This is a genomic window from Bacillus sp. ISL-47, from assembly GCF_018613175.1.
GTDB lineage: Bacteria > Bacillota > Bacilli > Bacillales > Cytobacillaceae > Cytobacillus.
The window spans coordinates 109,555-132,115 of the sequence record NZ_JAGGQS010000045.1 but is presented as its reverse complement, the minus strand read 5'-3'; the positions used below and the strand labels follow the sequence as shown (position 1 = coordinate 132,115).

At 40.3% G+C, this 22,561-nt stretch carries 23 protein-coding genes; 11 read left to right on the top strand and 12 right to left on the bottom strand.

The window, feature by feature from the left end:
- The first annotated feature begins 204 nt into the window (after positions 1-204).
- From parE to J7I93_RS25420, 6 genes are all read left to right on the top strand, one after another.
- Complete coding sequence (parE, locus tag J7I93_RS15425; RefSeq protein WP_214726745.1) at positions 205-2,184, top strand: DNA topoisomerase IV subunit B; 1,980 nt, start codon at positions 205-207, stop codon at positions 2,182-2,184.
- On the top strand, positions 2,181-4,631 hold the full coding sequence (parC, locus tag J7I93_RS15420) for a DNA topoisomerase IV subunit A (RefSeq protein ID WP_214726744.1): 2,451 nt from the start codon (positions 2,181-2,183) through the stop codon (positions 4,629-4,631). The genes parE and parC overlap by 4 nt, the downstream gene beginning before the upstream one ends.
- Before the next feature lie 298 nt (positions 4,632-4,929).
- Positions 4,930-6,372 carry an alanine/glycine:cation symporter family protein gene (locus tag J7I93_RS15415; protein WP_214726743.1) on the top strand — a complete coding sequence of 481 codons (1,443 nt, stop codon included), beginning with the start codon at positions 4,930-4,932 and terminating at the stop codon, positions 6,370-6,372.
- Positions 6,373-6,481: 109 nt separating this feature from the next.
- Positions 6,482-7,246, top strand: a complete 765-nt coding sequence (locus J7I93_RS15410) for a hypothetical protein (protein ID WP_214726742.1) — start codon at positions 6,482-6,484, stop codon at positions 7,244-7,246.
- A 75-nt stretch (positions 7,247-7,321) separates the two neighbouring features.
- On the top strand, positions 7,322-7,795 hold the full coding sequence (locus J7I93_RS15405) for a staygreen family protein (RefSeq protein WP_214726741.1): 474 nt from the start codon (positions 7,322-7,324) through the stop codon (positions 7,793-7,795).
- A gap of 85 nt (positions 7,796-7,880) precedes the next feature.
- Complete coding sequence (locus J7I93_RS25420; protein WP_285289080.1) at positions 7,881-8,015, top strand: hypothetical protein; 135 nt, start codon at positions 7,881-7,883, stop codon at positions 8,013-8,015.
- Between the two features lie 457 nt (positions 8,016-8,472).
- Here the strand turns inward: J7I93_RS25420 and J7I93_RS15400 are convergent, their stop codons facing one another.
- Positions 8,473-8,844, bottom strand: a complete 372-nt coding sequence (locus J7I93_RS15400; protein ID WP_214726740.1) for an rRNA methyltransferase — start codon at positions 8,842-8,844, stop codon at positions 8,473-8,475.
- A gap of 223 nt (positions 8,845-9,067) precedes the next feature.
- Entirely contained in the window at positions 9,068-9,367 is a 300-nt protein-coding gene (locus J7I93_RS15395) for a hypothetical protein (RefSeq protein ID WP_214987992.1), read from the bottom strand.
- 234 nt (positions 9,368-9,601) lie between these two features.
- On the opposite strand from J7I93_RS15395, the gene J7I93_RS15390 reads away from it, so the two are divergent.
- The 3 genes from J7I93_RS15390 (at position 9,602) to J7I93_RS15380 (ending at position 10,956) form a co-directional block, all read left to right on the top strand.
- Entirely contained in the window at positions 9,602-9,805 is a 204-nt protein-coding gene (locus J7I93_RS15390; RefSeq protein ID WP_214726739.1) for a DUF1657 domain-containing protein, read from the top strand.
- 69 nt (positions 9,806-9,874) lie between these two features.
- On the top strand, positions 9,875-10,081 hold the full coding sequence (locus tag J7I93_RS15385; protein WP_214726738.1) for a DUF1657 domain-containing protein: 207 nt from the start codon (positions 9,875-9,877) through the stop codon (positions 10,079-10,081).
- Between the two features lie 17 nt (positions 10,082-10,098).
- Positions 10,099-10,956, top strand: a complete 858-nt coding sequence (locus J7I93_RS15380) for a DUF421 domain-containing protein (protein WP_214726737.1) — start codon at positions 10,099-10,101, stop codon at positions 10,954-10,956.
- A gap of 202 nt (positions 10,957-11,158) precedes the next feature.
- Here J7I93_RS15380 and J7I93_RS15375 read toward each other — a convergent pair whose 3' ends face one another.
- The 10 genes from J7I93_RS15375 to J7I93_RS15330 form a co-directional block, all read right to left on the bottom strand.
- Positions 11,159-12,517 (bottom strand): amino acid permease, encoded by a 1,359-nt coding sequence (locus J7I93_RS15375; protein ID WP_214726736.1) that lies wholly within the window; start codon positions 12,515-12,517, stop codon positions 11,159-11,161.
- A 151-nt stretch (positions 12,518-12,668) separates the two neighbouring features.
- Positions 12,669-13,010 (bottom strand): hypothetical protein, encoded by a 342-nt coding sequence (locus J7I93_RS15370; RefSeq protein ID WP_214726735.1) that lies wholly within the window; start codon positions 13,008-13,010, stop codon positions 12,669-12,671.
- Between the two features lie 82 nt (positions 13,011-13,092).
- On the bottom strand, positions 13,093-13,545 hold the full coding sequence (locus tag J7I93_RS15365) for a YndM family protein (RefSeq protein WP_214726734.1): 453 nt from the start codon (positions 13,543-13,545) through the stop codon (positions 13,093-13,095).
- Between the two features lie 211 nt (positions 13,546-13,756).
- Entirely contained in the window at positions 13,757-15,634 is a 1,878-nt protein-coding gene (gene htpG, locus J7I93_RS15360) for a molecular chaperone HtpG (RefSeq protein WP_214726733.1), read from the bottom strand.
- Positions 15,635-15,796: 162 nt separating this feature from the next.
- Positions 15,797-16,393 carry a polysaccharide deacetylase family protein gene (locus J7I93_RS15355; RefSeq protein WP_214987990.1) on the bottom strand — a complete coding sequence of 199 codons (597 nt, stop codon included), beginning with the start codon at positions 16,391-16,393 and terminating at the stop codon, positions 15,797-15,799.
- A gap of 56 nt (positions 16,394-16,449) precedes the next feature.
- Complete coding sequence (gene phnC, locus J7I93_RS15350) at positions 16,450-17,217, bottom strand: phosphonate ABC transporter ATP-binding protein (RefSeq protein ID WP_214726732.1); 768 nt, start codon at positions 17,215-17,217, stop codon at positions 16,450-16,452.
- A gap of 15 nt (positions 17,218-17,232) precedes the next feature.
- Positions 17,233-17,988, bottom strand: a complete 756-nt coding sequence (gene phnE, locus J7I93_RS15345; RefSeq protein ID WP_214726731.1) for a phosphonate ABC transporter, permease protein PhnE — start codon at positions 17,986-17,988, stop codon at positions 17,233-17,235.
- Between the two features lie 11 nt (positions 17,989-17,999).
- On the bottom strand, positions 18,000-18,893 hold the full coding sequence (gene phnD, locus J7I93_RS15340) for a phosphate/phosphite/phosphonate ABC transporter substrate-binding protein (RefSeq protein ID WP_214726730.1): 894 nt from the start codon (positions 18,891-18,893) through the stop codon (positions 18,000-18,002).
- Between the two features lie 87 nt (positions 18,894-18,980).
- Complete coding sequence (gene selD / locus J7I93_RS15335) at positions 18,981-20,033, bottom strand: selenide, water dikinase SelD (RefSeq protein ID WP_214726729.1); 1,053 nt, start codon at positions 20,031-20,033, stop codon at positions 18,981-18,983.
- A 17-nt stretch (positions 20,034-20,050) separates the two neighbouring features.
- Positions 20,051-21,082, bottom strand: a complete 1,032-nt coding sequence (locus J7I93_RS15330) for a glycosyltransferase (protein ID WP_214726728.1) — start codon at positions 21,080-21,082, stop codon at positions 20,051-20,053.
- A 237-nt stretch (positions 21,083-21,319) separates the two neighbouring features.
- Between J7I93_RS15330 and J7I93_RS25635 the strand changes: the two genes are divergently transcribed.
- Positions 21,320-21,655: a transposase gene (locus tag J7I93_RS25635; RefSeq protein ID WP_483297139.1), complete on the top strand. Its 336-nt coding sequence runs from the start codon at positions 21,320-21,322 to the stop codon at positions 21,653-21,655.
- The gene (locus tag J7I93_RS15325; protein WP_483297138.1) at positions 21,652-22,503 is read left to right on the top strand and encodes an IS3 family transposase; all 852 of its coding nucleotides are present in this window, start codon (positions 21,652-21,654) and stop codon (positions 22,501-22,503) included. Before J7I93_RS25635 ends, J7I93_RS15325 begins: the two co-directional genes overlap by 4 nt.
- The last annotated feature ends 58 nt before the right edge of the window (positions 22,504-22,561 follow it).

Genomic DNA, 22,561 nt, shown 5'->3' with positions numbered 1-22,561 from the left:
AAAACCAAATAAATAGATAAAATAAAGCATAGACCTTATTAATTTATATGGTAAAATATGAGTACAGAACACCTGTTCTGGTACCGGTGATTTTGTGATTTTGATAAAGGAAAATGGATATTTGAGCCGAATACTTATACGGGTGTTCTTAAGCCGCACTTATTCGCGGCAAGTGTTGCTGCAAGAAATGAAAGGGGTATGTTCGTGGCAAGAAATCAGGAAGCTTTTGACTACAATGATGATGCCATACAAGTACTCGAAGGGCTGGAAGCAGTAAGAAAGCGCCCTGGGATGTACATTGGAAGTACGGATGCAAGGGGTTTGCACCATCTTGTATATGAGATTGTCGATAACGCTGTTGATGAAGCGCTGGCGGGTTACGGGGATCATATCATTGTCAAAATACATAAAGATAATTCAATAAGTGTTCAAGATAAAGGCCGGGGTATGCCAACCGGGATGCACCGGATGGGCAAGCCAACGCCTGAAGTTATATTGACCGTTCTCCATGCCGGGGGAAAGTTCGGCCAGGGCGGCTATAAAACAAGCGGAGGGCTGCACGGTGTCGGAGCCTCGGTTGTTAACGCCCTTTCCGAATGGCTGGTTGTAAAAATTAAGCGGGATGGATTTGTATACGAACAGCGGTTCGAGCATGGCGGAAAACCGGTTACCACTCTTGAGAAAATAGGCAAGACAAACCAATCGGGCACAACAATCCATTTTAAGCCGGACCCGACGATTTTCTCCACTACTACTTATAATTATGAGACACTATGTGAACGTCTTCGTGAGTCAGCGTTCCTCCTTAAGGGAATGAAAATTGAGATCCTAGATGAGCGGAATGATTTTCATGACGTTTTTCATTATGAAAATGGCATAGAGGCTTTTGTTCAATATCTAAATGAGGAAAAAGATGTCCTTCACCCGGTAGTAAGCTTTGAAGGAGAAAACAATGGAATTGAAGTCGATTTTGCTTTTCAATTTAATGACGGATATTCGGAAAATGTATTGTCCTTTGTAAATAACGTCCGGACAAAAGACGGGGGAACACATGAAGCGGGTTCAAAAACAGCTATGACCCGCGCCTTTAACGAATATGCTCGAAAGGTGAATTTGTTAAAGGAGAAAGATAAAAACTTGGATGGAGCCGATATCCGTGAAGGTTTTACCGCTATTGTCTCTGTTCGGGTGCCTGAGGAGCTTTTGCAGTTTGAAGGACAGACGAAAGGCAAACTCGGAACGAGCGAAGCACGCTCGGCTGTTGATTCTGTTGTTTCTGAGCATTTGTCTTATTTTCTTGAAGAAAACCCTGAGACAAGCTCCCTATTAATTAAAAAAGCAATTAAGGCCTACCAGGCCAGAGAAGCTGCCCGCAAAGCACGTGAAGAAGCCAGGAGCGGAAAAAAGAGGAAGAGATCAGAAGCGGTACTATCAGGCAAACTGACACCAGCCCAATCACGCAATCCGCAAAGGAATGAAATATATCTAGTGGAGGGAGACTCCGCTGGCGGATCAGCTAAGCAAGGAAGGGATAGACGGTTCCAGGCTGTGCTTCCGCTAAGAGGTAAAGTTATTAATACAGAAAAAGCGAAGCTCCAGGATATCTTTAAAAATGAAGAAATTAATACGATTATTCATGCCGTCGGAGCAGGTGTTGGAGCTGATTTTAATCTGGATGATGTCAATTACGATAAGGTAATCATCATGACAGATGCTGATACAGATGGAGCACATATTCAGGTGCTGCTTCTCACTTTCTTCTACCGTTATATGAAGCCTCTTCTTGAAGCTGGTAAAGTATTTATTGCTCTTCCTCCTTTGTATAAAGTCAGCAAAGGATCAGGCAAAAAAGAAGTGGTTGAGTATTCCTGGAGTGATGATGAACTTCAGGACACCATAAAAAAAGTCGGTAAAGGCTATATGATTCAGCGGTATAAGGGTCTTGGCGAAATGAACGCAGACCAGTTATGGGAAACGACGATGGATCCTGAAACACGTACGCTTATTCGCGTGAAGATTGACGATGCAGCAAGGGCGGAGCGCCGGATTACAACCTTGATGGGCGATAAGGTAGAACCGCGCAGAAAGTGGATTGAATCCAATGTTGCATTCGGACTTGAAGAAGACGGCAGCATACTAGAAAATGAAAATATTTCTGTGTTAGAGGAGGAGGCTGAATCATGAGTTCTGCAGAAAAATTCCGCGACCTTCCTCTTGAAGATGTACTGGGTGACCGTTTTGGCCGCTACAGTAAATATATTATCCAGGACCGTGCACTACCTGACGCGCGTGACGGGTTAAAGCCGGTTCAAAGACGTATTTTATATGCTATGCATGTTGAGGGGAATACCCAGGATAAAGGCTTCAGAAAGTCAGCAAAAACAGTAGGAAACGTAATCGGCAATTATCATCCGCATGGTGATACATCTGTATATGATGCTATGGTGCGGATGAGTCAGGATTGGAAGGTTCGAAATCTTCTCGTTGAAATGCACGGGAATAACGGAAGCATAGACGGAGATCCACCGGCAGCCATGCGTTACACAGAGGCAAGGCTTTCTGCCATTTCATCTGAATTGCTGAAGGATATCGAAAAAAGGACAGTTGACTTTATCCCTAACTTTGACGATACATCCAGCGAGCCAACAGTCCTGCCTGCAAGATATCCTAACCTGCTTGTCAATGGTTCCACAGGAATTTCAGCGGGGTATGCAACTGAAATTCCGCCTCACCATTTAAATGAAATCATTGACGGTGCTATTTTGCGTATGGACAAACCGGATTGTTCCATTGATGAGCTGATGGAGCATATTAAAGGACCTGACTTTCCTACAGGAGGCATAATCCAGGGCGTTGACGGCATTAAAAAAGCCTATGAAACAGGCAAGGGAAAAATCATTATCCGCGGAAAATCCGATTTTGAAGACCTGCGCGGCGGGAAAAAGCAAATTGTCATCACCGAGATTCCTTTTGAAGTGAATAAAGCCAATCTCGTGAAGAAAATTGATGAATTCCGCCTGGACCGTAAAGTGGAAGGGATTGCGGAGGTCCGCGATGAAACAGACCGCACAGGTCTCCGGATTGTAATAGAATTGAAAAAGGATGCGGACCCTGAAGGCGTTTTGCATTATTTATACAAAAACAGCGATTTGCAGATAACCTATAATTTCAATATGGTAGCCATTCACAACAGGCATCCAAAATTAATGGGTCTCAGGGAGCTTTTAGATGCCTACATCGGCCACCGCAAGGAAGTTGTAACCCGCAGGTCACAGTTTGACCTGCATAAGGCGGAAGCGCGCCAGCATATCGTAGAAGGCTTAATGAAGGCTCTATCTATTCTGGATGAGGTAATTGCAGCCATCCGTGCTTCCAAGGATAAACGGGATGCGAAGGATAATTTGATCGCCAAGTTTGAGTTCACAGAGCCACAGGCGGAAGCCATTGTTTCCTTACAGCTATATCGCTTGACAAATACAGACATAACGGCTTTAAGAGCAGAGGCTGAAGAGCTAGCCAAGCTGATCCAGGAGCTGAAGGCCATTCTTGAAAGCGAGAAAAAGCTTTACTCAGTGATTAAAAAGGAACTTAAAGACGTTAAAAAACGTTTTGCTGATGAACGCCGCACAAGAATTGAAGCGGAAATTGAAGAAATAAAAATCAACCTTGAAGTGCTGGTGGCAAGTGAAGATGTCATCGTCACCGTAACAAAGGAAGGCTATGTCAAGCGTACAAGCCAGCGATCCTTTGCCGCTTCAAACAGACAGGATTTCGGCATGAAGGATTCTGACAGGATGATTGCCCAGCTGGATATGAATACAACCGATGTTCTCCTTGTATTCACGAATAAGGGTAATTATTTATACTGTCCGGTGCATCAGCTGCCAGACATACGATGGAAAGATCTTGGCCAGCATATTGCCAACATCATTCCGATTGATCGGGATGACTCCATTGTACGGGCAATTCCTGTAAAAGACTTTGAGACCGAGGCTTTCCTGCTCTTTATGACGAAGAATGGAATGGTGAAAAAAACAGAGCTGAAGCAATATAAAGCACAGAGATATTCCAAACCGCTCGTTGCCATTAATGTAAAAGGCGATGACGAGGTTCTGGATGTCTATCAGACTGATGGCACGAAGGAAATTTTCCTTGCCACTCATCAGGGTTATGGGCTTTGGTTCCATGAGGAAGAAGTAAGTATTGTCGGTGCCAGGGCGGCCGGTGTGAAAGGCATTAATTTAAAAGACGGTGACTTTGTAACCGGGGCCGAACTTATTGAAGATCCAAAGGAGCAAGCTGTAGTCATCGTTACACAGCGTGGATCCATAAAGAAAATGAAATTAAGTGAATTTGAGCGCACTTCCCGCGCCAAGCGCGGTGTGGTTATGCTTCGTGAATTAAAATCCAATCCTCACCGCATTGTTGGATCAGTCATTACAAGAGGCAGCGATGATATATTCATTGAAACTGAAAAAGGACATGTAGAAGCTGTCAAAGCTTCTGCTATCCGCTTTAATGACAGGTATTCCAATGGATCGTTTATTATTGACGAATCCGAGAGCGGAAAAGCTAAATGTATTTGGAAGAAGGAAGATCGGCAAAATCACAACGGGCAAGCAACAGAATAAGGCAATAAAGTGACCCCCTGCATTTGCAGGGGTTTTTATTTGGAAAAGGAGAGAAACCTTGTCTTGCAGTGTATAAAAAACTAATAAAAAATTATATGAAAACGTTTAAAGACACATTCGGCTGGGAATAAAACACTTGTTGTTTTACAGAGTAATCAGGCGTATTTAATGATTTTTAAGCATCTGGAATGAATATACGGCTTGTCTATTAAAAATTCTTCTGATAGATTAGAAAAGGTATTGCTTTTGTAAAATAGTAAAATGTCAAAATTGAAAAAATAAGACTAGGGGGAAAAGCATGGATTTATTTTTACAAGGCTTAAATTCAGCCGTAGGCTTTCTAAATGATCTGGTTTGGACTTATATTCTAATCGCAGTATTAATCATTTTAGGCCTTTATTTCAGTGTTAAAAGCAAGTTTGTACAATTTCGTTACTTGGGGGAAATGTTTAGAATTCTTGGAGATAAAAGAATGGTATCTGCGGAAGGCAAACGGGGGATATCTTCTTTCCAAGCTTTCACAGTCAGTGCTGCATCCCGTATTGGTACGGGTAACATGGCAGGTGTCGCTACTGCGATTGCAGCTGGCGGACCAGGTGCAGTTTTTTGGATGTGGGTTATCGCCTTTCTAGGCGCGGCATCCAGTTTTGTTGAGAGTACATTAGCTCAGATTTATAAGATTAAAGATAAAGACGGCTTTAGAGGCGGTCCTGCTTATTATATGGAAAAAGGGCTAAATAAACGCTGGATGGGTATTCTGTTTGCTGTTATTATCACATTTTGTTTTGGTCTAGTATTTAATTCAGTCCAATCCAATACCATTTCATTAGCCTTCAATGAAGCCTTTGGAACAAGCCGCTTGACGATCGGATTAATTCTGGCAGCCTTAACTGCCACTATCATTTTTGGCGGTATTAAGAGAATTGCCTATGTATCTCAGGTGATTGTTCCAATTATGGCAGTGATTTATCTAATTGTTGCTATTATCATAGTAGTAATAAATATTACTGAAGTACCAAACTTGATAGCGACAATCGTAAAAGGTGCATTCGGTATGGACCAGGCATTTGGCGGAGCAATGGGCGCTGCAGTTATGATGGGGATTAAAAGGGGCTTATTTTCAAATGAAGCAGGTATGGGTAGTGCTCCAAATGCGGCCGCAACTGCCGCTGTAAGCCACCCTGTTAAGCAAGGCTTAATCCAAACATTGGGAGTATTTGTAGATACAATTCTAATTTGTTCTGCGACTGCATTTATGATTATCCTTTCAGGAGCATACACAACTCCTGATTTATCTGGAATACAGTTAACACAAACAGCTTTATCATCCCATATTGGCTCTTGGGCACCTATTTTTGTTGCGATATCGATTTTCTTGTTTGCTTTCAGTTCAGTAATCGGGAACTATTATTACGGTGAAACGAATATTGAATTTATTAAAGAAAGCAGAATGGCTATATTCATATATCGCCTGGGAGTACTCGCCATGGTTATTTTCGGTGCGTTGGTCGACCTGGCTACCGTTTGGGGCCTTGCTGATTTATTCATGGGCATTATGGCGATAATCAACTTAATTGCCATTACAATGCTTGGAAAGATTGCCTTTGCCGCACTTAAGGATTATAAGGCCCAGCGAAAAGAAGGAAAAGATCCGATATTTTATGCTGATTCTATCCCTGGAATTGATGGAATTGAATCATGGGAGACAAAAGAAAGTGCTTTAAAGAAGACAGGTAAATAAGGATTATATGGGAACCTCCTATCCATTGTGATAGGAGGTTTTTTTATACTTTCTTACATTAAATTTCCATACATGGGGAAGCTAACAAAAAAATAGGGGAGGATTCATTATGAAAAAGGAATTGCTCTTTGCGTTTGCTGCTTTCTTTTTTATGTCTTTATCAGCCATAACAGGTGTTTACGCTGGTGAGGAGGAAGAGAAAAACATTACGATCTCTAAAGATAAAGTAGATGTGTCCGGTGATAAGAAGGAGGATACGATTTACATAAAAGGTGTCTATTATGAAGACGGGGCTGCTTTTTTAAAGGAAATCGTTTTGGAGATAGCGGCCACTGACGGGAAAACTTACAAAACAGAGCTTGCAGGCGGATATGAACCACAGATTCAATTTGAAGATTTGAATCGTGATGGCATCAAAGAAATGTATATCAGCATTCCGACAGGCGGAAGCGGGGGATTATCCAATTTTTATTTGTATTCCTTAAAAGACTTCAAATTAACTGACTTAACGATACCTAGCCCCTTAGTAATCAATAGCCAATTTGAAAACGGTTATAAAGCATCTGTCAGCATTCAAGATACAAGCCAATCATATTCCTTTGATTTAAGAGACCGCGGCGAGGAGTATGAGCGTCTTGGACTATATGTAAATGGGAAGCTTAGTGAACCAACTGAGCTAATAGTAAACCCTTTTAGTACATTAAAGATAACGCCTGTAGAAGGAGCGAAAGGATTGCTGGGCGTGCAGAGAATAAGCGGGGCTAATAATGCTGATACGATCGCTTTTGTGGAATCTTTCTGGAAGTATGAAAAAGGCAAATGGATGTTGAAAAACACGAAAATAATGAAAATGAATCCCCGCAGTTCCAATTAGTATTAGGCATCTGTCACGTTTATTAGCGGTGTTCATAAACTAACATAAGTATATTTGCTTATGGGGGGCGCTTATATGAATAAGTTTAATCCATCTAAGCTCGCAGTCAAGTATTTGCCTCCTGCGACTGAATTTAGGCCCGTAGATCGCAGGAAATACACGCTTACACATTCAGATGCTACAGGAGATTTATTTCTGTCGATAGGCGGCTTTTATGATCTAAGTGCAATCAATCCTAAATTCCGTGATGAAGTGTTTGCAGAATGGCTGCCGCAAATGGGCCAGTATGTACTGAGCGGGAAGGTGTATATCAGCGGAGGGGAATTTGATGAACAATACTCCAAAATAAGGTTCATGATTTTCCAAAAAGAGCTGGCACTTGCCTTAACAGCAATGGTTTATGGTGATAGATCCTTCTACTCGAACTATCCATGGCTCCTCGATTCACCAATCTTTATACATTTTGAATCGGTTTATCCGCAATTTAACAAAATACTCTATTACGATACACCAAGAAAATATCTTAAAGCGGCTTTGCAGCTTGCTTAACAAAAAACACAGGATACCTGTGTTTTTTGTTTTCTTGAATAAAAATAATAACAAAACAAAACATAGGAGCAAAGGAGTGATAAAGTTGAAGAAAAACGAAGAAAATACTTATAAATTGAGCTATGAATCCGATGGGAAAATGGGGGAGAAGGACAAAAATACAGAGAAAAAGAATGATGAAGCAGAAATGTTCTTTAACAATACCCAGGATAGTGAATAAGAGGAATATTTTATAAATGAGTAATAAAGCACATACACAAGTTGCTGATAATCACGTTATGTAAACTAAGGAGAAATTTTAATAAAGAGGGCAATAGAAAAATTGTTTTATAATAAAATATTAAATTGTTTGGGAATGATTGATTATAGTAAAAAAAAATGATCCCGGCACGAAATTTCAGGCTATTATAAATTAATGAAGCTGGCAGTAAATCTGGAATCCGAGGATCAAACGATTTATATGTAGTAATAAATGAAAAATGAACTTAGAATAAGATTTCTGATCAAAATGGATTAAAAGTAAAGAAAATAAAATTTCAGTAAAAATCTTTATTTCGTCTCACTATCTTAAGTATACTTAGATAATGAGACCTTTTATTTCACTTTCCTCATTACTTCCTATAATATATATTATGTTCGGGGCGTTGTATGAAATTTATTAATAAAGCAGCTTGCAGCTACTCCACCCTGTTTTTGTAGCTGCTGTTTTTTATGTTCTTCAAATCGATAAAATTTACGCTATACTCGATGACATCATTTATAAATAGCTGGTGTACCTTTGCAAAATCTTTAACTTTTTCTAATAATTCTTTATCGTAAGTCGTTTTATATTGAACGCGATCTTTGGGTCTGGTTTTTTTATCGTATGTAATAACACCTTGCTCTAATACGGCTTGCAATCCGTTTTCGAGTAAATAATTCACATGTGTATCGTATTCAGCTGCTAAATTCTCCAATTGGTCAAGAATTGTTTTGCTAATATTCGTTCTAAATTTTTTTCTGGTTTCATCTGTTTTTTGAATTAACTTTCCATTAACTAATTCCCACATAAAGATCTCTCCTGCTTAAAAGTTTTTTATTCAAATGTTCTTATTAAACAAATGCCTTTTTACATGTAACCATATGCTCGACAGCATCATTATATAGAATTTTTGCTGGCTTAGGAAGTAAGTTTTTACCTTTAACCCAAACACTACAAATTCTATAAATAATTCCAGTTTACAGTTGGCTCCACTAATAAAAAATGCCCACATTTCTGTGGACATTCTAAATTTATTGCTTTTTCTTATCAAAGCCTAATTCATCTGCAAACTCAGTAAGTCCTGCCAAGTTTTGCTTTTGAAATGCATTTGTCATTCGGGAGTTATTCATGATTTCCTGCATGGGATGAATATTCCCATTGTTATTGCGTGCTCGTGTAAATCCATATGCTGCTGTACTTAAAACGAGGCTAAGGAGGGATCCCCAAAGCCATCCCCAGTTGTTTCTTCTCTTTTTCATTCCAAACATGTTCATTAAAGGCCTGCGCATATTGCCCATATTATTGAAAAGCGCTGAGATCCAGTTGTTCAACTGTAAGCACTCCTTATTAAAAGCAAATTTGGAAGAGGATTTTCTCTTCCGGTTCTTAATTTTCTCTTCACAGAATGCAAATATGCTGGCAATTTTTTTGGCTAAGATGTACAGGGTTTCTGAGTTAAATATTGCTATTTAAGGCAGTGAAATTAGACTGATTTAACACATATCAATTAGAAAAAAAGCAATAATACATGTGTACTTAATATTAACAGAAAGAAGGAATTTGAGATGACAGTTGGAACTCAAGTGAAGCAAGCGATTGTAGGCCTGAAGAGTGCCCAGGCCAGTTTTGAAACTTTTGCGCTTGCTACTGATAACCAAAACGCTAAGCAGCTTTATCAGAATGCTGCACAGCAAACACAAACGATTATCGACAGTCTTGAACCAAGGCTGCAGGAAATTCAGCAGGAAGAGCCTCAGTATAACCAGTAGAAAATACAGGCTGGCCTTTGCCAGCCCTATTCCTATTTTAAAAACTCAACTTGAATGGTGTGATTTGGTGTGACAATTGCTTCGAATGTGAACCAATGTCTGGCAACAGTACGTTCCATTGAAATACAATTATCCAGTCTTGCCTTAACTTCTTTGGATAAAGAAGCTAAACGTCTCTTCCATGAGTCGATGATGGAAATTGCTGAGATAAAAGAAGATCTTGAGAATCGGAAAAAGGTTATAGAATTTGAAGAACCTCAATATAAACCAAATTAAATTATGGAGATGAAACTATGCCTGAATGGTTGCTGATTGGTGCCCGGTCCATACTGTTTGTTGGAGTTTTGTTTGTCATAACAAAACTCATCGGAAAAAAACAAATATCTGAGCTCTCATTTTTTGAATACGTTTCAGGGATAACAATCGGAAGTATTGCCGGTGAAATCATTATGGGTCTTGATAACCACTGGGCCAGCGGGATTCTCTCCATCATGATCTTTGGCCTTGTTACCTTATTTGCGGATATTCTTTCCCTAAAAAGCAAAAGCTTCCGAGACTTCTTTGAAGGAAAAGGAACGGTCTTTATAAAAGACGGAAAAATATTAGAAGACAATCTAAAAAAAGAAAGATATTCAATTGATGATTTATCTTCTTTGCTGCGCCAGCAAAATGTATTTAAAGCAACGGATGTGGAATTTGCAGTGTTGGAGCCCCGTGGGGATTTAAGCATTATGCTTAAAAAGGAGAACCAGCCTCTTACGCCAAAAGATCTTCAAATGAATGTTGCACAGGAAAAAGAGCCGCAAACAGTTATTATGGATGGGGTGATACTCAATGATCCACTAGCTGAGTCTGGAAAAACAAGAAAGTGGCTGAATATGGAGATAGAAAAACTTGGCCTAACGCTTGATAATATATTCTTAGGCCAAATTGATTCATATGGAGAATTAACTGTAGATGTATATGATGATACCATCAATGTGCCTGCTCCTCAGCAGCGTCCGCTGCTATTAGCAATGATAAAAAAGTGTGCCGCAGACATGGAAGTCTTTTCATTACAGACTGATTCTAAAAAAGCGCAGCAGATGTACGAAAAAAATGCTGTGAAGCTTTATGGCATCATACAGAAGCTATCTCCATATTTAAAGTAAAGTGCCAACTTCTTATTCATAATCTAATTTTCATCCCCGGTGAATGTGTATTGGCTTATGCAAGCCCCCTCCTCCCCACTTCGCTTTCGTTTAGTCCTCTTTGGAAAGCTGCAGATTGAGATTTAGAAAATCAATTTAAATACTTAATGAAAGGCAAAGCAAAACACCAGATGAAGCTCTGGTGCTTTGTTTTTTGTCTTTTTTAACCCGTATCGGCATTTTTCCAAACCTTCTTCTGCATAATTACTGCTACGATGGCTATTATAGCCACAAAAATTAAACTGACGAAGAAACCAAGCCTGATCGATTTTTCAAGCAATGTCCCACTAACGGCAGCCAGGATCAGTATCAATCCAAGGAAGGCCATCAGTTTCCCGAAAACCTTAATCTCCAGAATACGAAGCGCAGAGATGATAATGAAAGACCAGTTAAATAAGATTAATATTCCTGCTGCGGTTGTGATATACTCGTAAATCTTCCCGGGCAGCAGCAAAGCTGTGACGATCGAAGCAATTAACCCTGCAGTTGCCAAGCCCAGAGAAGGCAGAGGCAGGTCCTTCCACTTCTTAATTTTCTTTGAGAAAACTGCAGGGGCATCGCCATCATTGGCCAGTGTAACAAGCAAAGCCGTTACACCGAACAGGGACGCCGTCATAGTAGAAAAGCCGGCAATAATGATTGCCGCATTAAATACGTGCGGAAAAAAGTCCAGATTATATTTATCCATGGCCGTGACAAATGGACTCTCCTTTTCGTTAAATGCTCCATGTGAGGCCATATAGACGGCCAAACCAAGTGAAATAACATAGATGATTCCAAGTACGATCAGCATAATTATACCGGCTTTTGGGGCATCCTCTTTCTGCTTTAGCCTTGTTGCCATTAGTCCGATTACTTCGATTCCCCCATAAGCATAAAAGGCATAAATTAACGAAGACCAAAAGCCTTTCCACCCTTCAGGAAAAAATTCTCCTGCTGAACCTGGAAAACCAGGATGCTTGGCATCCCCATCAATAATTCCTGCCAGAGCGGCTATTGCCAAAATAATAAACATGATAATGGCGGCTGTTTTAATAACGGCAAAAAGGTCCTCAACCTTGTCAAAGCCCTTGTTGCCTGTTAACACAACAATAATGGATAGTATTGCGTAACCAGCAGCAAAAATCCATAGGGGAACATTCGGAAACCAGAACCTTGTTAAAATGGACAGAGCGGTTAATTGGCTTCCCATGATTAAAATGTTTGAACTCCAATAATTCCATCCGCAGCTAAAACCGGCCCACTTTCCATATGCTTTGTTGGCATAGTAGCAAAACGATCCCTCTTGAGGGTCTTCAGCTGTCATCTTAGCCAACAGGTTATAGACAATGTAAGTTCCGATTGCCGCTAAAATAAATGAAAAGACAATGGAGGGTCCGGTGATTTTGATGCCAATTGCTGAACCAAGAAAAAAACCAGTACCGATTGTACATCCGACACCAATTAATGATAATTGAAACCATTTTAAATCACCGGATTCACTATCTTTTGAAGAATTGCCGCTGGGAAGAAAAAAATCCATGATGTACCTCCTTTTTCGAACAGGTTCTCTTCTATCCGACCTTCTGTCCGTTTAAGTAAGAGTATTACGTCACTTCCATCCAAATAAATAAGCCGATTCCTTATGGTGATCGGCTCCGTTTCGAATCTGCAAAGGACTTGTTCCAAAGCGTCTATTTATTTTTCTCTGCGCTGTCGCTTTTTAACCCAGTCACCGACCGGAACAGCTGGGTATTCATGCTGCCCTGGACAATATCCTCAAGGAAGAACTCCTCTATAAGCTTTTTATATTCTTCATCTTCAAACATCTTTTTATTTTGTAGCTCCATTTCTGCTAGGCCCTCATAAGTACATAAAAAAGCATAAGTATGGTCAGCTCCTGATATAGGAGACAAAAGTTCTATCTTATGTTCATAGTTTTCATTTCTATAGCTTTGAATCATTCTCAGGTTCTTTAATGCTTCTACGAATTTATCCTGTTTTACTTCAAAGGTTTGATATACGAAAACAGACATACTAATCCCCTTCCCAAAAGCTCTCAGAATGTATTCCCAGACTCCCTGACAATTTAGGGAGTCGAGTACCTAACTCTTTGCCTTACTCCTTATCATCGCTTCTAACGTCCGGCCTAACTGGTGTCAAATCTTCAGAAGCTTCCGTGTTATAAGGCAGGTTTCCCTGATTGATGGTTAATCGTTCCGTACTGGCCTCTGTCATATTTTTAACTAAATAACTATGGAAAAAGTACTCAAAAAAGGCAACTCCCGCAGCTGCAACCAAAGACATAATAAAGAGGTTATCTCCAAGTGTTAAAATCGAACTTAAAAACCAAATTAGCACAAATGCCAATCCAAAGTCGGCCGCTGTGGCAACAGTGTTGCTGCTCCTCGGCAAAATGAGCATATCGCCTAATATATAGGAGGTGATTCCTAATATGGCGGTTATGATAAAAACATTTCCAAAACTCATTCCATAAATAAGGCCAAGAATGACATAAAGAAGAACAAGACTGGCTATGAATTTAATAGCTAATGCCTTACTGTGCTGCATATTTCTCCCCCTTTTATGGTTATTGTGTATAAATAAATGTGAATTATTCTTCATCTAACTGTACATTTATTAATGTAACCGTATGAGATTAAATTTCTCTTGGGATTTTTTGTATTTAAAGGATCAAACTCAACCTGAATTTGATTATCAATGCATTTTCCGCCACTAGTAGAAAAAAACAGCCCGTCAGACCGGGCTGTTTTCATGTGGTTTAAACCATAACTTTGCAAATATCATTTGTAAACTCTACGGGATCGCTGATTGGCAGGCCTTCAATTAACAGAGCCTGATTATAAAGAAGGTTTGTATATAGGCTAAGCTTTTCTTTATCTTTCGCAAATGCCTGTTTTAATGACTGGAAGACTTCGTGGTTTGGATTGATTTCCAGTACCTTATTTGCTTTAACATTTTGATTGTCAGGCATAGAGCTGAGGACTTTTTCCATTTCAATGGTTACTTCCCCATCAGCAGATAAGCAGACCGGATGGCTTTTCAGCCTTTTTGAAATCCTGACATCCGAAACTTTTCCTGCTAAAATCTCCTTCATACTGTCAAAAAGCTCTTTGTATTCTTTTTCTTCAGCTTCAGATTGTTTTACATCTTCCTCCTCAATGCCAAGGTCGCCGCTTGAGACAGACTTAAATTCCTTCTCTTTATAGGACATAAGCATCTTAATGGCAAACTCATCAATGTCCTCTGTAAAATACAGGATTTCATAGCCTTTATCTGCAACCAGCTCTGTTTGTGGAAGTTTTTCGATTCTCTCGTACGACTCTCCAGAAGCGTAATAAATATATTTCTGATCTTCTTTCATTCGAGAAACATATTCGTCAAGTGTTACCATGCTCTTTTCTTTTGAAGAGTAGAACATTAGTAATTCCTGAAGTGTTTCTTTATTGGTCCCGAAATCGCTGTACACCCCATACTTTAACTGTCTGCCAAATGAATTGTAAAATTGTTCATACTGTTCCCGCTCGTTTTTCATCAGGCTTTGAAGCTCGTTTTTGATCTTTTTGCTGATATTTTTGGCAATCAGCTTCAGCTGGCGGTCATGCTGCAGCATTTCCCTAGAAATGTTAAGAGATAGATCCTCCGAATCCACCATGCCTTTCACAAAGCTGAAGTAATCCGGCAGCAAATCAGCACACTTATTCATGATTAAAACGCCATTAGAATATAATTCGAGCCCTTTTTCATATTCCTTTGAATAGTAATCGAAGGGAATGTTTTCAGGAATAAACAGAATCGCATTATAGCGGATGCTGCCGTCAACACTGATATGGATATGCTTTAGAGGCTTATCGAAACCATAATGCTTCTCCTTGTAAAACTTCTCGTAATCTTCGTCCGTAAGCTCGTTTTTATTTTTTCTCCAAATCGGAACCATACTATTAATCGTTTGTTCTTCTGAAACCTCTTTAAATTCGTCCTCTTTGCCTTCTTTTGGCTTTCTGGTCTTACTATCCATTTTAATTGGATAGCGGATGAAGTCAGAGTACTTTTTGATGATGGTTTTTAAGCGGTATTCCTCTAAATACTCATCATAGTTTTCTTCTTCCGTATTGTCTTTGATCTTAAGGATAATTTCGGTGCCCACTGTATCTTTCTCATATGGTGTGATAGTGTAACCGTCTGCACCCTCAGATTCCCACTTATAGGCTTCTTTGCTGCCAAGTGCTTTACTGATCACCGTTACAACATCGGCCACCATGAAAGCGGAGTAGAAACCTACACCGAATTGGCCGATAATATCATGTCCATCTTTGATTTCATTTTCTTTTTTGAACGACAATGAACCGCTCTTTGCAATAATGCCAAGATTATTTTCCAGCTCTTCTTTTGTCATACCAATTCCGGTATCTCTAATTGTTAAAGTCCTGTTTTGTTTATTTGGAATTACCTTTATGTAATAGCTATCTTTGTCGAAGGTTAAAGACTCATCTGTCAGCGCTTTGTAGTAAATTTTATCGATGGCATCGCTGCTGTTGGAAATCAGCTCCCTTAAGAATACCTCTCTCTGAGAATAAATGGAGTTAACCATCATTTCCAATAATCTCTTGGATTCTGCTTGAAACTGTTTCTTTTCCATATCAACCTCTCCTTTAAGAAATAAAATATTTAATTTTTGCAATTTAGCACTCTGCTTTCTGGAGTGCTAATCCAATAATTTTAATATCATATTATTTTTCTGCTGTCAATAATGGAGATAATGCATTATTAATGAAAAAACCTATAGCAATAGGCTATAGGTTCAGTTTAGAAGGGTAAACTCATAGCCCTTCTTTCGTATTTCATCAATTAAATCCGGAAGTGCTTCAACAGTCTGAGACAGTTCATGCAGAAGTATGATGGCTCCGTCTTCAAGATTATCAATCACATTGGTGATAATCCGTTCAGGCCTCTCCCTTAGCTCCCAATCCATTGAAGAGATTCTCCATATAACGGTTTTTAATCCCAGCTCTTTTGCTGCAGAGATCGTATCGTTGTTGTATTGCCCGAATGGTGGACGAAAGTACTTCACTTTCTGGCCGGTAATGGATTCGATCTTTGATTTGCTGTACTGCAAATCTTGATGCTGTTCGGGTAATGGCAAATTTACCAGGTTGTTATGTTTAGAAGAATGTGTACCAATCATATGTCCTTCATCCATAACTCTCTTCCATGGGCGTTTGGGATATAAAAGCCTCGCCTGCCAGAAGAAGGCAGCCGGAACTTTTTCTTCTTTCAGGATATCGAGGATTTCCGGCAGAACTCTGCCAGGTCCATCGTCAAAGGTTAATACTACCGTTTTCTTAGAAGCTGCCCGTTTATTATATACCATAACATTAGGATCATTCGAATCGTACACGACGTTCGAGCTATCGACCACTCATGGACAGTTTGCCATCAAATTTCCTCCTCTGTCTAGGTAGTAAGTGTATAGGGCCTTTCACTATAAGCATCATACGTATGGACATACATGTCATCAGTAAATTGTTCAGGGTTGCCATCAAAGATGACTTCGCCTTCTTTCAAAGCAATAATGCGGGTGGCATAACGTTTTGCCAATTGAACATCATGGACATTGATGATTGTCTGCAATTTATGCCGATGGTGCATATCTTTTAATAAACTAAAGATCCGGTCTGAAGTGCCTGGATCGAGGCTGGCAACCGGCTCGTCTCCCAGCAGAACCCGAGGCTGCTGCAGCAATGCCCTGGCAATGCCGACTCTTTGCTTCTGCCCGCCGCTTAAATGCTCGACTCTCCGATCGGTAAAAGGAGTCAAGCCAACCTCCTGAATCACTTGTCCAGCTTGGTATTTCTCTTCATCCGTAAACCAGCCAAACAGGTTTTTAAAGGTGCTTCTGTAGCCGAACATGCCTGTCAGCACATTTTGGAAAACAGTCAATCTTGGAACAAGGTTAAAATGCTGAAAAATCATTCCCATTTCCCTGCGGATCTTTCGGAGCTGTTCTTCATTAAGAGCGGACAAAGGAAGACCGTCCCAGACAATCTCACCTGATGTTGGTTTCTGTAATCCGTTAAGACAGCGGATTAATGTTGACTTTCCTGCACCGCTTTTACCCAGAACACATATGAAATCCCCATTATGGAAAGTGAGGTTAATAGAATTCAGCGCTTTATCCTTCATACCTGGATAGCGGACTGTTACATTGTGTATCTCAAGCATCTTGCTGGCCTCCATTTAAATTACTCTATTCCTTACATAGCTTCCGAAAAAGTCTACGAGAATGACGATGATCATAATAACAAGCACATCAAGCGATACGGCTGTATATTGGAAGGTTTTAAAATCATTAAATAGTCTTTGGCCAATTCCTCCCCCTCCAATAAAACCAAGTACAAGCGAAGTCCTAATGGCAACCTCAAATCGGTAGAAATAGTTGGATAAAACATTGGGCCAGATTTGCGGCAATATACTGAACAGGGAAGCAAACCAATTCTTGGCGCCTACTGCTTTCATGGCCTCCTGCGGCCCCGGATCGGATGCTTCTATAAGTTCCGAGATTAATTTTCCCAATACACCAATATTGTGAAACATGATAGCCAATACAGCCGGGAAAGGCCCCAGACCAAGTGCGGTTAATAAAATCAAGCCAAATACAATCTCAGGTATGGATCGTACAAAGCTAAGACCAACACGGGTTAAATGATAAACAAACGGTGCACCGGCTGTGTTTTTGGCAGCCATAAAGCTTAGAGGCAAACCGATAAGAAGGCCGAAAAAACTTCCCAGAAAGGCCATGGCCAGTGTTTCCATACTGTCCTCCAAAATCTTCGGAAGAAGAGAGAAATCCATCGGGAACCAATGGGACAGGAAGTCAATCATGTTTCGGAAGTCTCTGAATTTGGATAAATCAAACTCTGTCAGCTTCATACTTAAAAAAACAAATAAAGCCAATAGAGCATGTGTGATAATGCTGCGTCTTTTAAACCACAATCTAATCAGCCCTATTCTTTAATGATTCCCTCTTTAAGGGCTGCCTGGCGGATGCTTTCGTAATCTTCGTTGCTGGCTTCTGTAAAACCGCTTGCCCCGAATGCATCAAGGATTTCTGGATCTTCAATAGCTAGAAAAGCCTCTTTAAGAGCGGTGATCGTTTTCTCGTCCGTATCCTTATGGACAGCCCAAGGATATTGGAACAGCTTCTCTGATTCCCAAATGGTTTTTATTTGGTCGCCATCTACTTTTCCAGAATCAACTAATTGGTTGTAGATGGCACTGTCAATGGCACCAGCATCGACTTGTTTATTTTGGACAGCCAATGCCGTCGCATCATGGGAGCCTGTAAATCTGACAGAGCTAAAGCTATGTGTATCTTCGGATTCATAAACTTCTCGGTCCTTCAGTTCAATCGAAGGAATTAAAGATCCGGAGGTAGAGTTAATGTCACCAAAAGCAAAGTCGATTTCACTGCTCTTTTCGAGCAATTCATCAAGTGAATTCCAAGGATTGTCTTTGTGGGTAATGATATAGGAGTAATAAAATGGTTCTCCATCAATCAGCTGTGTAATGATGGCTTTTGCGCCGCTTTTTTCATGGGCAACAACGTAAGTTAACGGCCCAAAGTAAGCCATGTCAATCTTATCGTAGTTCATGGCTTCTACAACCCCGTTATAGTCCGGATACACCTCAACCGCTACCTCGCGATCAAGTTTTTCCGATAGTGTGGACTGTAATTTTTCCATTGCGCCTTCCATGGATCCTTCAGTTTGAACAGGAATGACACCAATCGTAAAAGCTTCACCTGTTTCTTCTTTTTTATTACCCTCTGATTCATCTCCACCGCAGGCGGTTATAAGCATCAATGAAATAATAGTCAAAAACAAAAGTATTTTTTTCATGTTTTCCACTTCCTTATTTTAGATCTAAAAATTTTTGTACCTAGACGATGAAAATTCACGATAAAAAGGACCCTTTGCGAGTCCTTTTTATCCAATAACAGTAATCCGTCCAGGCTGTTTGTCTGTTACTTTCCCAATGATGGCTGCTGACTGTACTCCATTTTCATGAAGCACGCCTAGAAGCGCTTCAGCTTCTTCTTCAGGAACAGAGATCAGCAGGCCTCCGGATGTAATGGCATCGCAAAGGATCCATTGATCCACTTCGTCAACATTCTCATATTGAATTCGTTCGGTCAGCCATTTATGGTTCTTTTTAGAACCTCCAGGGATGATATTCTGCTCGGCAAGCTCGCGTGTCTTTGGCAGAACAGGTACAGATTTGCTGTCGATTGTAATGCCTGTGCCGCTGCCTTCTGCTATCTCCATAGCATGGCCCAGCAAACCAAAACCTGTAACATCTGTGCAGGCATTGACATTGAAATTATCCATGGCTTCAGCAGCCTCTTTATTTAGAGCTGCCATTACCTTCATGACTCGGTCAATGCCTTCCTGATCTAGCATGTCTTTTTTAATAGCTTGTGTTAAAATACCGACGCCGATTGGCTTAGTTAAAATTAGGCTGTCACCCGGTTTTGCCGCGGCATTCGTTCTTACCCGCTCAGGATGGACTGTTCCTGTAACAGATAAGCCAAATTTTGGCTCCTGGTCATCAATCGAGTGGCCTCCAACTAAAACAGCACCTGATTCTCTCACTTTATCTGATGCTCCTGCCAATATGTCGGCCAAAATGCTCTTATCCAATTTATTAATCGGGAAGCCCACAATATTCATAACTGTTATTGGCTTACCGCCCATTGCGTATATATCGCTCAAGGAATTGGCGGCAGCAATTTGCCCAAACATATACGGGTCATCAACGATAGGAGTAAAGAAATCTAATGTCTGCACAAGTGCAGTTTCATTATTAATTTTATATACGCCTGCGTCATCTGAAGTATCCAGCCCTACAAGCAGGTTGGGATCAGGTACAGACTTTGGCAAGTGGCGCAGAACCTGCGCCAGGTCTTCAGGACCAATTTTGCATCCTCAGCCGCCTTTGGTAGATAAAGAAGTAAGTTTAATAATTTCTTCTTTAGACATGTTTCTCTCTCCTTTTTTTATTTATCAATTGAAGAAGAAGGACTGGTGCAGCTCTTAACTAAAATACTCTCATAGATCTTCTGCAATGTTTTTGCTTCGCATTCAGAAGAATGATTGCACTCTACATAGAATTTGGCAGCACGCCCTATTTTTATCCTCATTTCGTTATTATTGACTAGTTTCTCCGCATAATCAAGAAATTCGACCGGATTAGTATAGATTAAACCGGAATTCCTATGTGTAATGATATTTCTATTCCCTAAATTATTAAATGCCAGGACAGGCAGGCTGTATTGCATGGCTTCCAAAATGGCAGCAGGCTGACCCTCAGAATGGGATGTATTTAAAACCGCGTCTGCCTGTTTGTATACTTCTCCCATGAATTCATGTGGAATCTGTCCAAGATATCGAACCCATTCTTTATGCTTTTCTGCCAATTCCTTAACCATATGTCCCTCATCTTCTTCAATGATAGGGCCCGCCAGCCATAGACGGATATTTTTATGGTTTTTATAAATGTGTTTTAGCTGCTCGATGGCGAAAGGGATATTTTTCACCTTGCGGATTCCTGCCGGAAGAACAAATAAAAAGGTACCCTGCTCCTTTTTGAAAGCCGGTGCAGTTTCAGGGAACTCTACAGTGCCTTGGGGAATCACGGTGATCTTTGTCTGAATACCGTAAATTTCGCTGCTCAGTATCTGCTTTGCTTCTTTATCAAACACGTGAATGGCTTTTGCCTCTGATAATGTCCGAATGACATCAGATCTTTTCATTTTATCAAAAAGATCCACATTTAAATCAGTGCCTGTCATTGTAACCAAATAGGATTCCGGCTTTGTATCAAGCTTGTCAATAAATTGGCCAAAGCGGTAAGCATGAAAACCATGAACAATATCAGCTTGGGGCATCTTTGAAGGCTTTCTGCCCTCTTTCACGTTAATAATTTCAGTTTCAATGCCAAGCTTTTTCAGTCCGTCAGATATACGCTGGACGGTAACGGTATTGCCTCTTGCCTGGTGAAAGTTGGGGCTTGCTAGAAGTACTTTCATGGATTTCATCCTTTATCTTAAATAATTCGCTATATAAGTATTCATTTAAAAGTCTGCATCAATTATTGCAGGAATATTTCAATCTGTCCATCATTTGTATGTCTGCATCTGAATTGTCTGATAGAAAAAAAGCCTGCTTCCCATCATTCTGGATGATATTGTCCCCTTTAAGTAGACATTCAAAAAAACCTTCATGTTACCATGGTGGAAAGAGTTCTACTTGGAGGGGATTTTTCTATGGCAAAGAAAGGCCAAACCTTTAATAGTTATTCAGAGGAGTTCAAACGTAATGCTGTCATGAAATACTTAAATGGATCCAAGAGTTACAAAGTTCTCGCCAAAGAGTTGGGGATCCGTCATTGCAGCCAGCTCAAAGTGTGGGTGAGGAAATGGAAAGACGGGGTACCTTTTGATGAAAGAAAAGGTGGTGTCTCCAATCCTTTAAAAGGCAGACCCAGGACTATATTCAAGTCGGTTGAAGAGGAAAGAGATTATTTAAGAGCACAGGTTGAATATTTAAAAAAGCAGTATCCAAATCTGGTAAAGGAGGAGAAGACATTCCCAGAAGAATGAAGTATGAACTGATTGATGAATTAAGGGGTGACTATCCTGTCTCCTGGCTGCTGGAGATCACCTACATCAAGCCTGCAAGCTATTATAAATGGAGGAAAACTCAATCGCAAAGGATAGAGAAGACTGCGAAGGAACAAGACATCCGCGAGCACATTATGGGCATTCATTTCATGCATCCCGAATTTGGCCGGCCGCGCATTACAGATGAACTAAATGAAAATGGGTATCTTATTAACCATAAAAAGGTCTATAAGCTTATGACGGAAATGGACATACAATCCGTCATCAGGAAGAAGAGAAAGCGACATGGCCAGAGCCCTTCGGTCATCTTCCCCAATCGCCTGAAGAGGAATTTCAAGGCAGCTGGCCCTAATCAAAAGATGGTAACGGATATAACCTATATATCTGTTGGAGATGAATTTTATTATTTATCGGTCATCCAGGACCTTTTCAATAATGAGATAGTAAGCTGGGAGCTATCCAAGAGAAACGATCTCGAACTTGTGTTAAATACAGTAGATAATTGGACAAAGAAAAAAGACGTAGCTGGAGCCGTTCTCCATTCGGATCAGGGCTTCCAATATACGTTAAAGCTATACAACAACCGATTAGAGGCTTATGGCATCAGGGGCAGCCACTCTCGAAAAGGAAACTGCCTGGATAATGCCTGTGTGGAATCGTTCTTCTCACACCTTAAAACAGAGAAGTTGTATATAGACAAGTGTAAATCAGAAGAAGAGCTAGTGCAAACGCTTGAGGATTACTTCTACCATTACAATTACAAACGAAAACAAAAGAAACTAAAGAAACGCGCGCCGATTGAATATCGACACGCGCTCGCAGCTTAGCTTTTTTATGTTGTCTACTTGACAGGGACAAGACCAGGAAGCAGGCTTTTTTAAATAC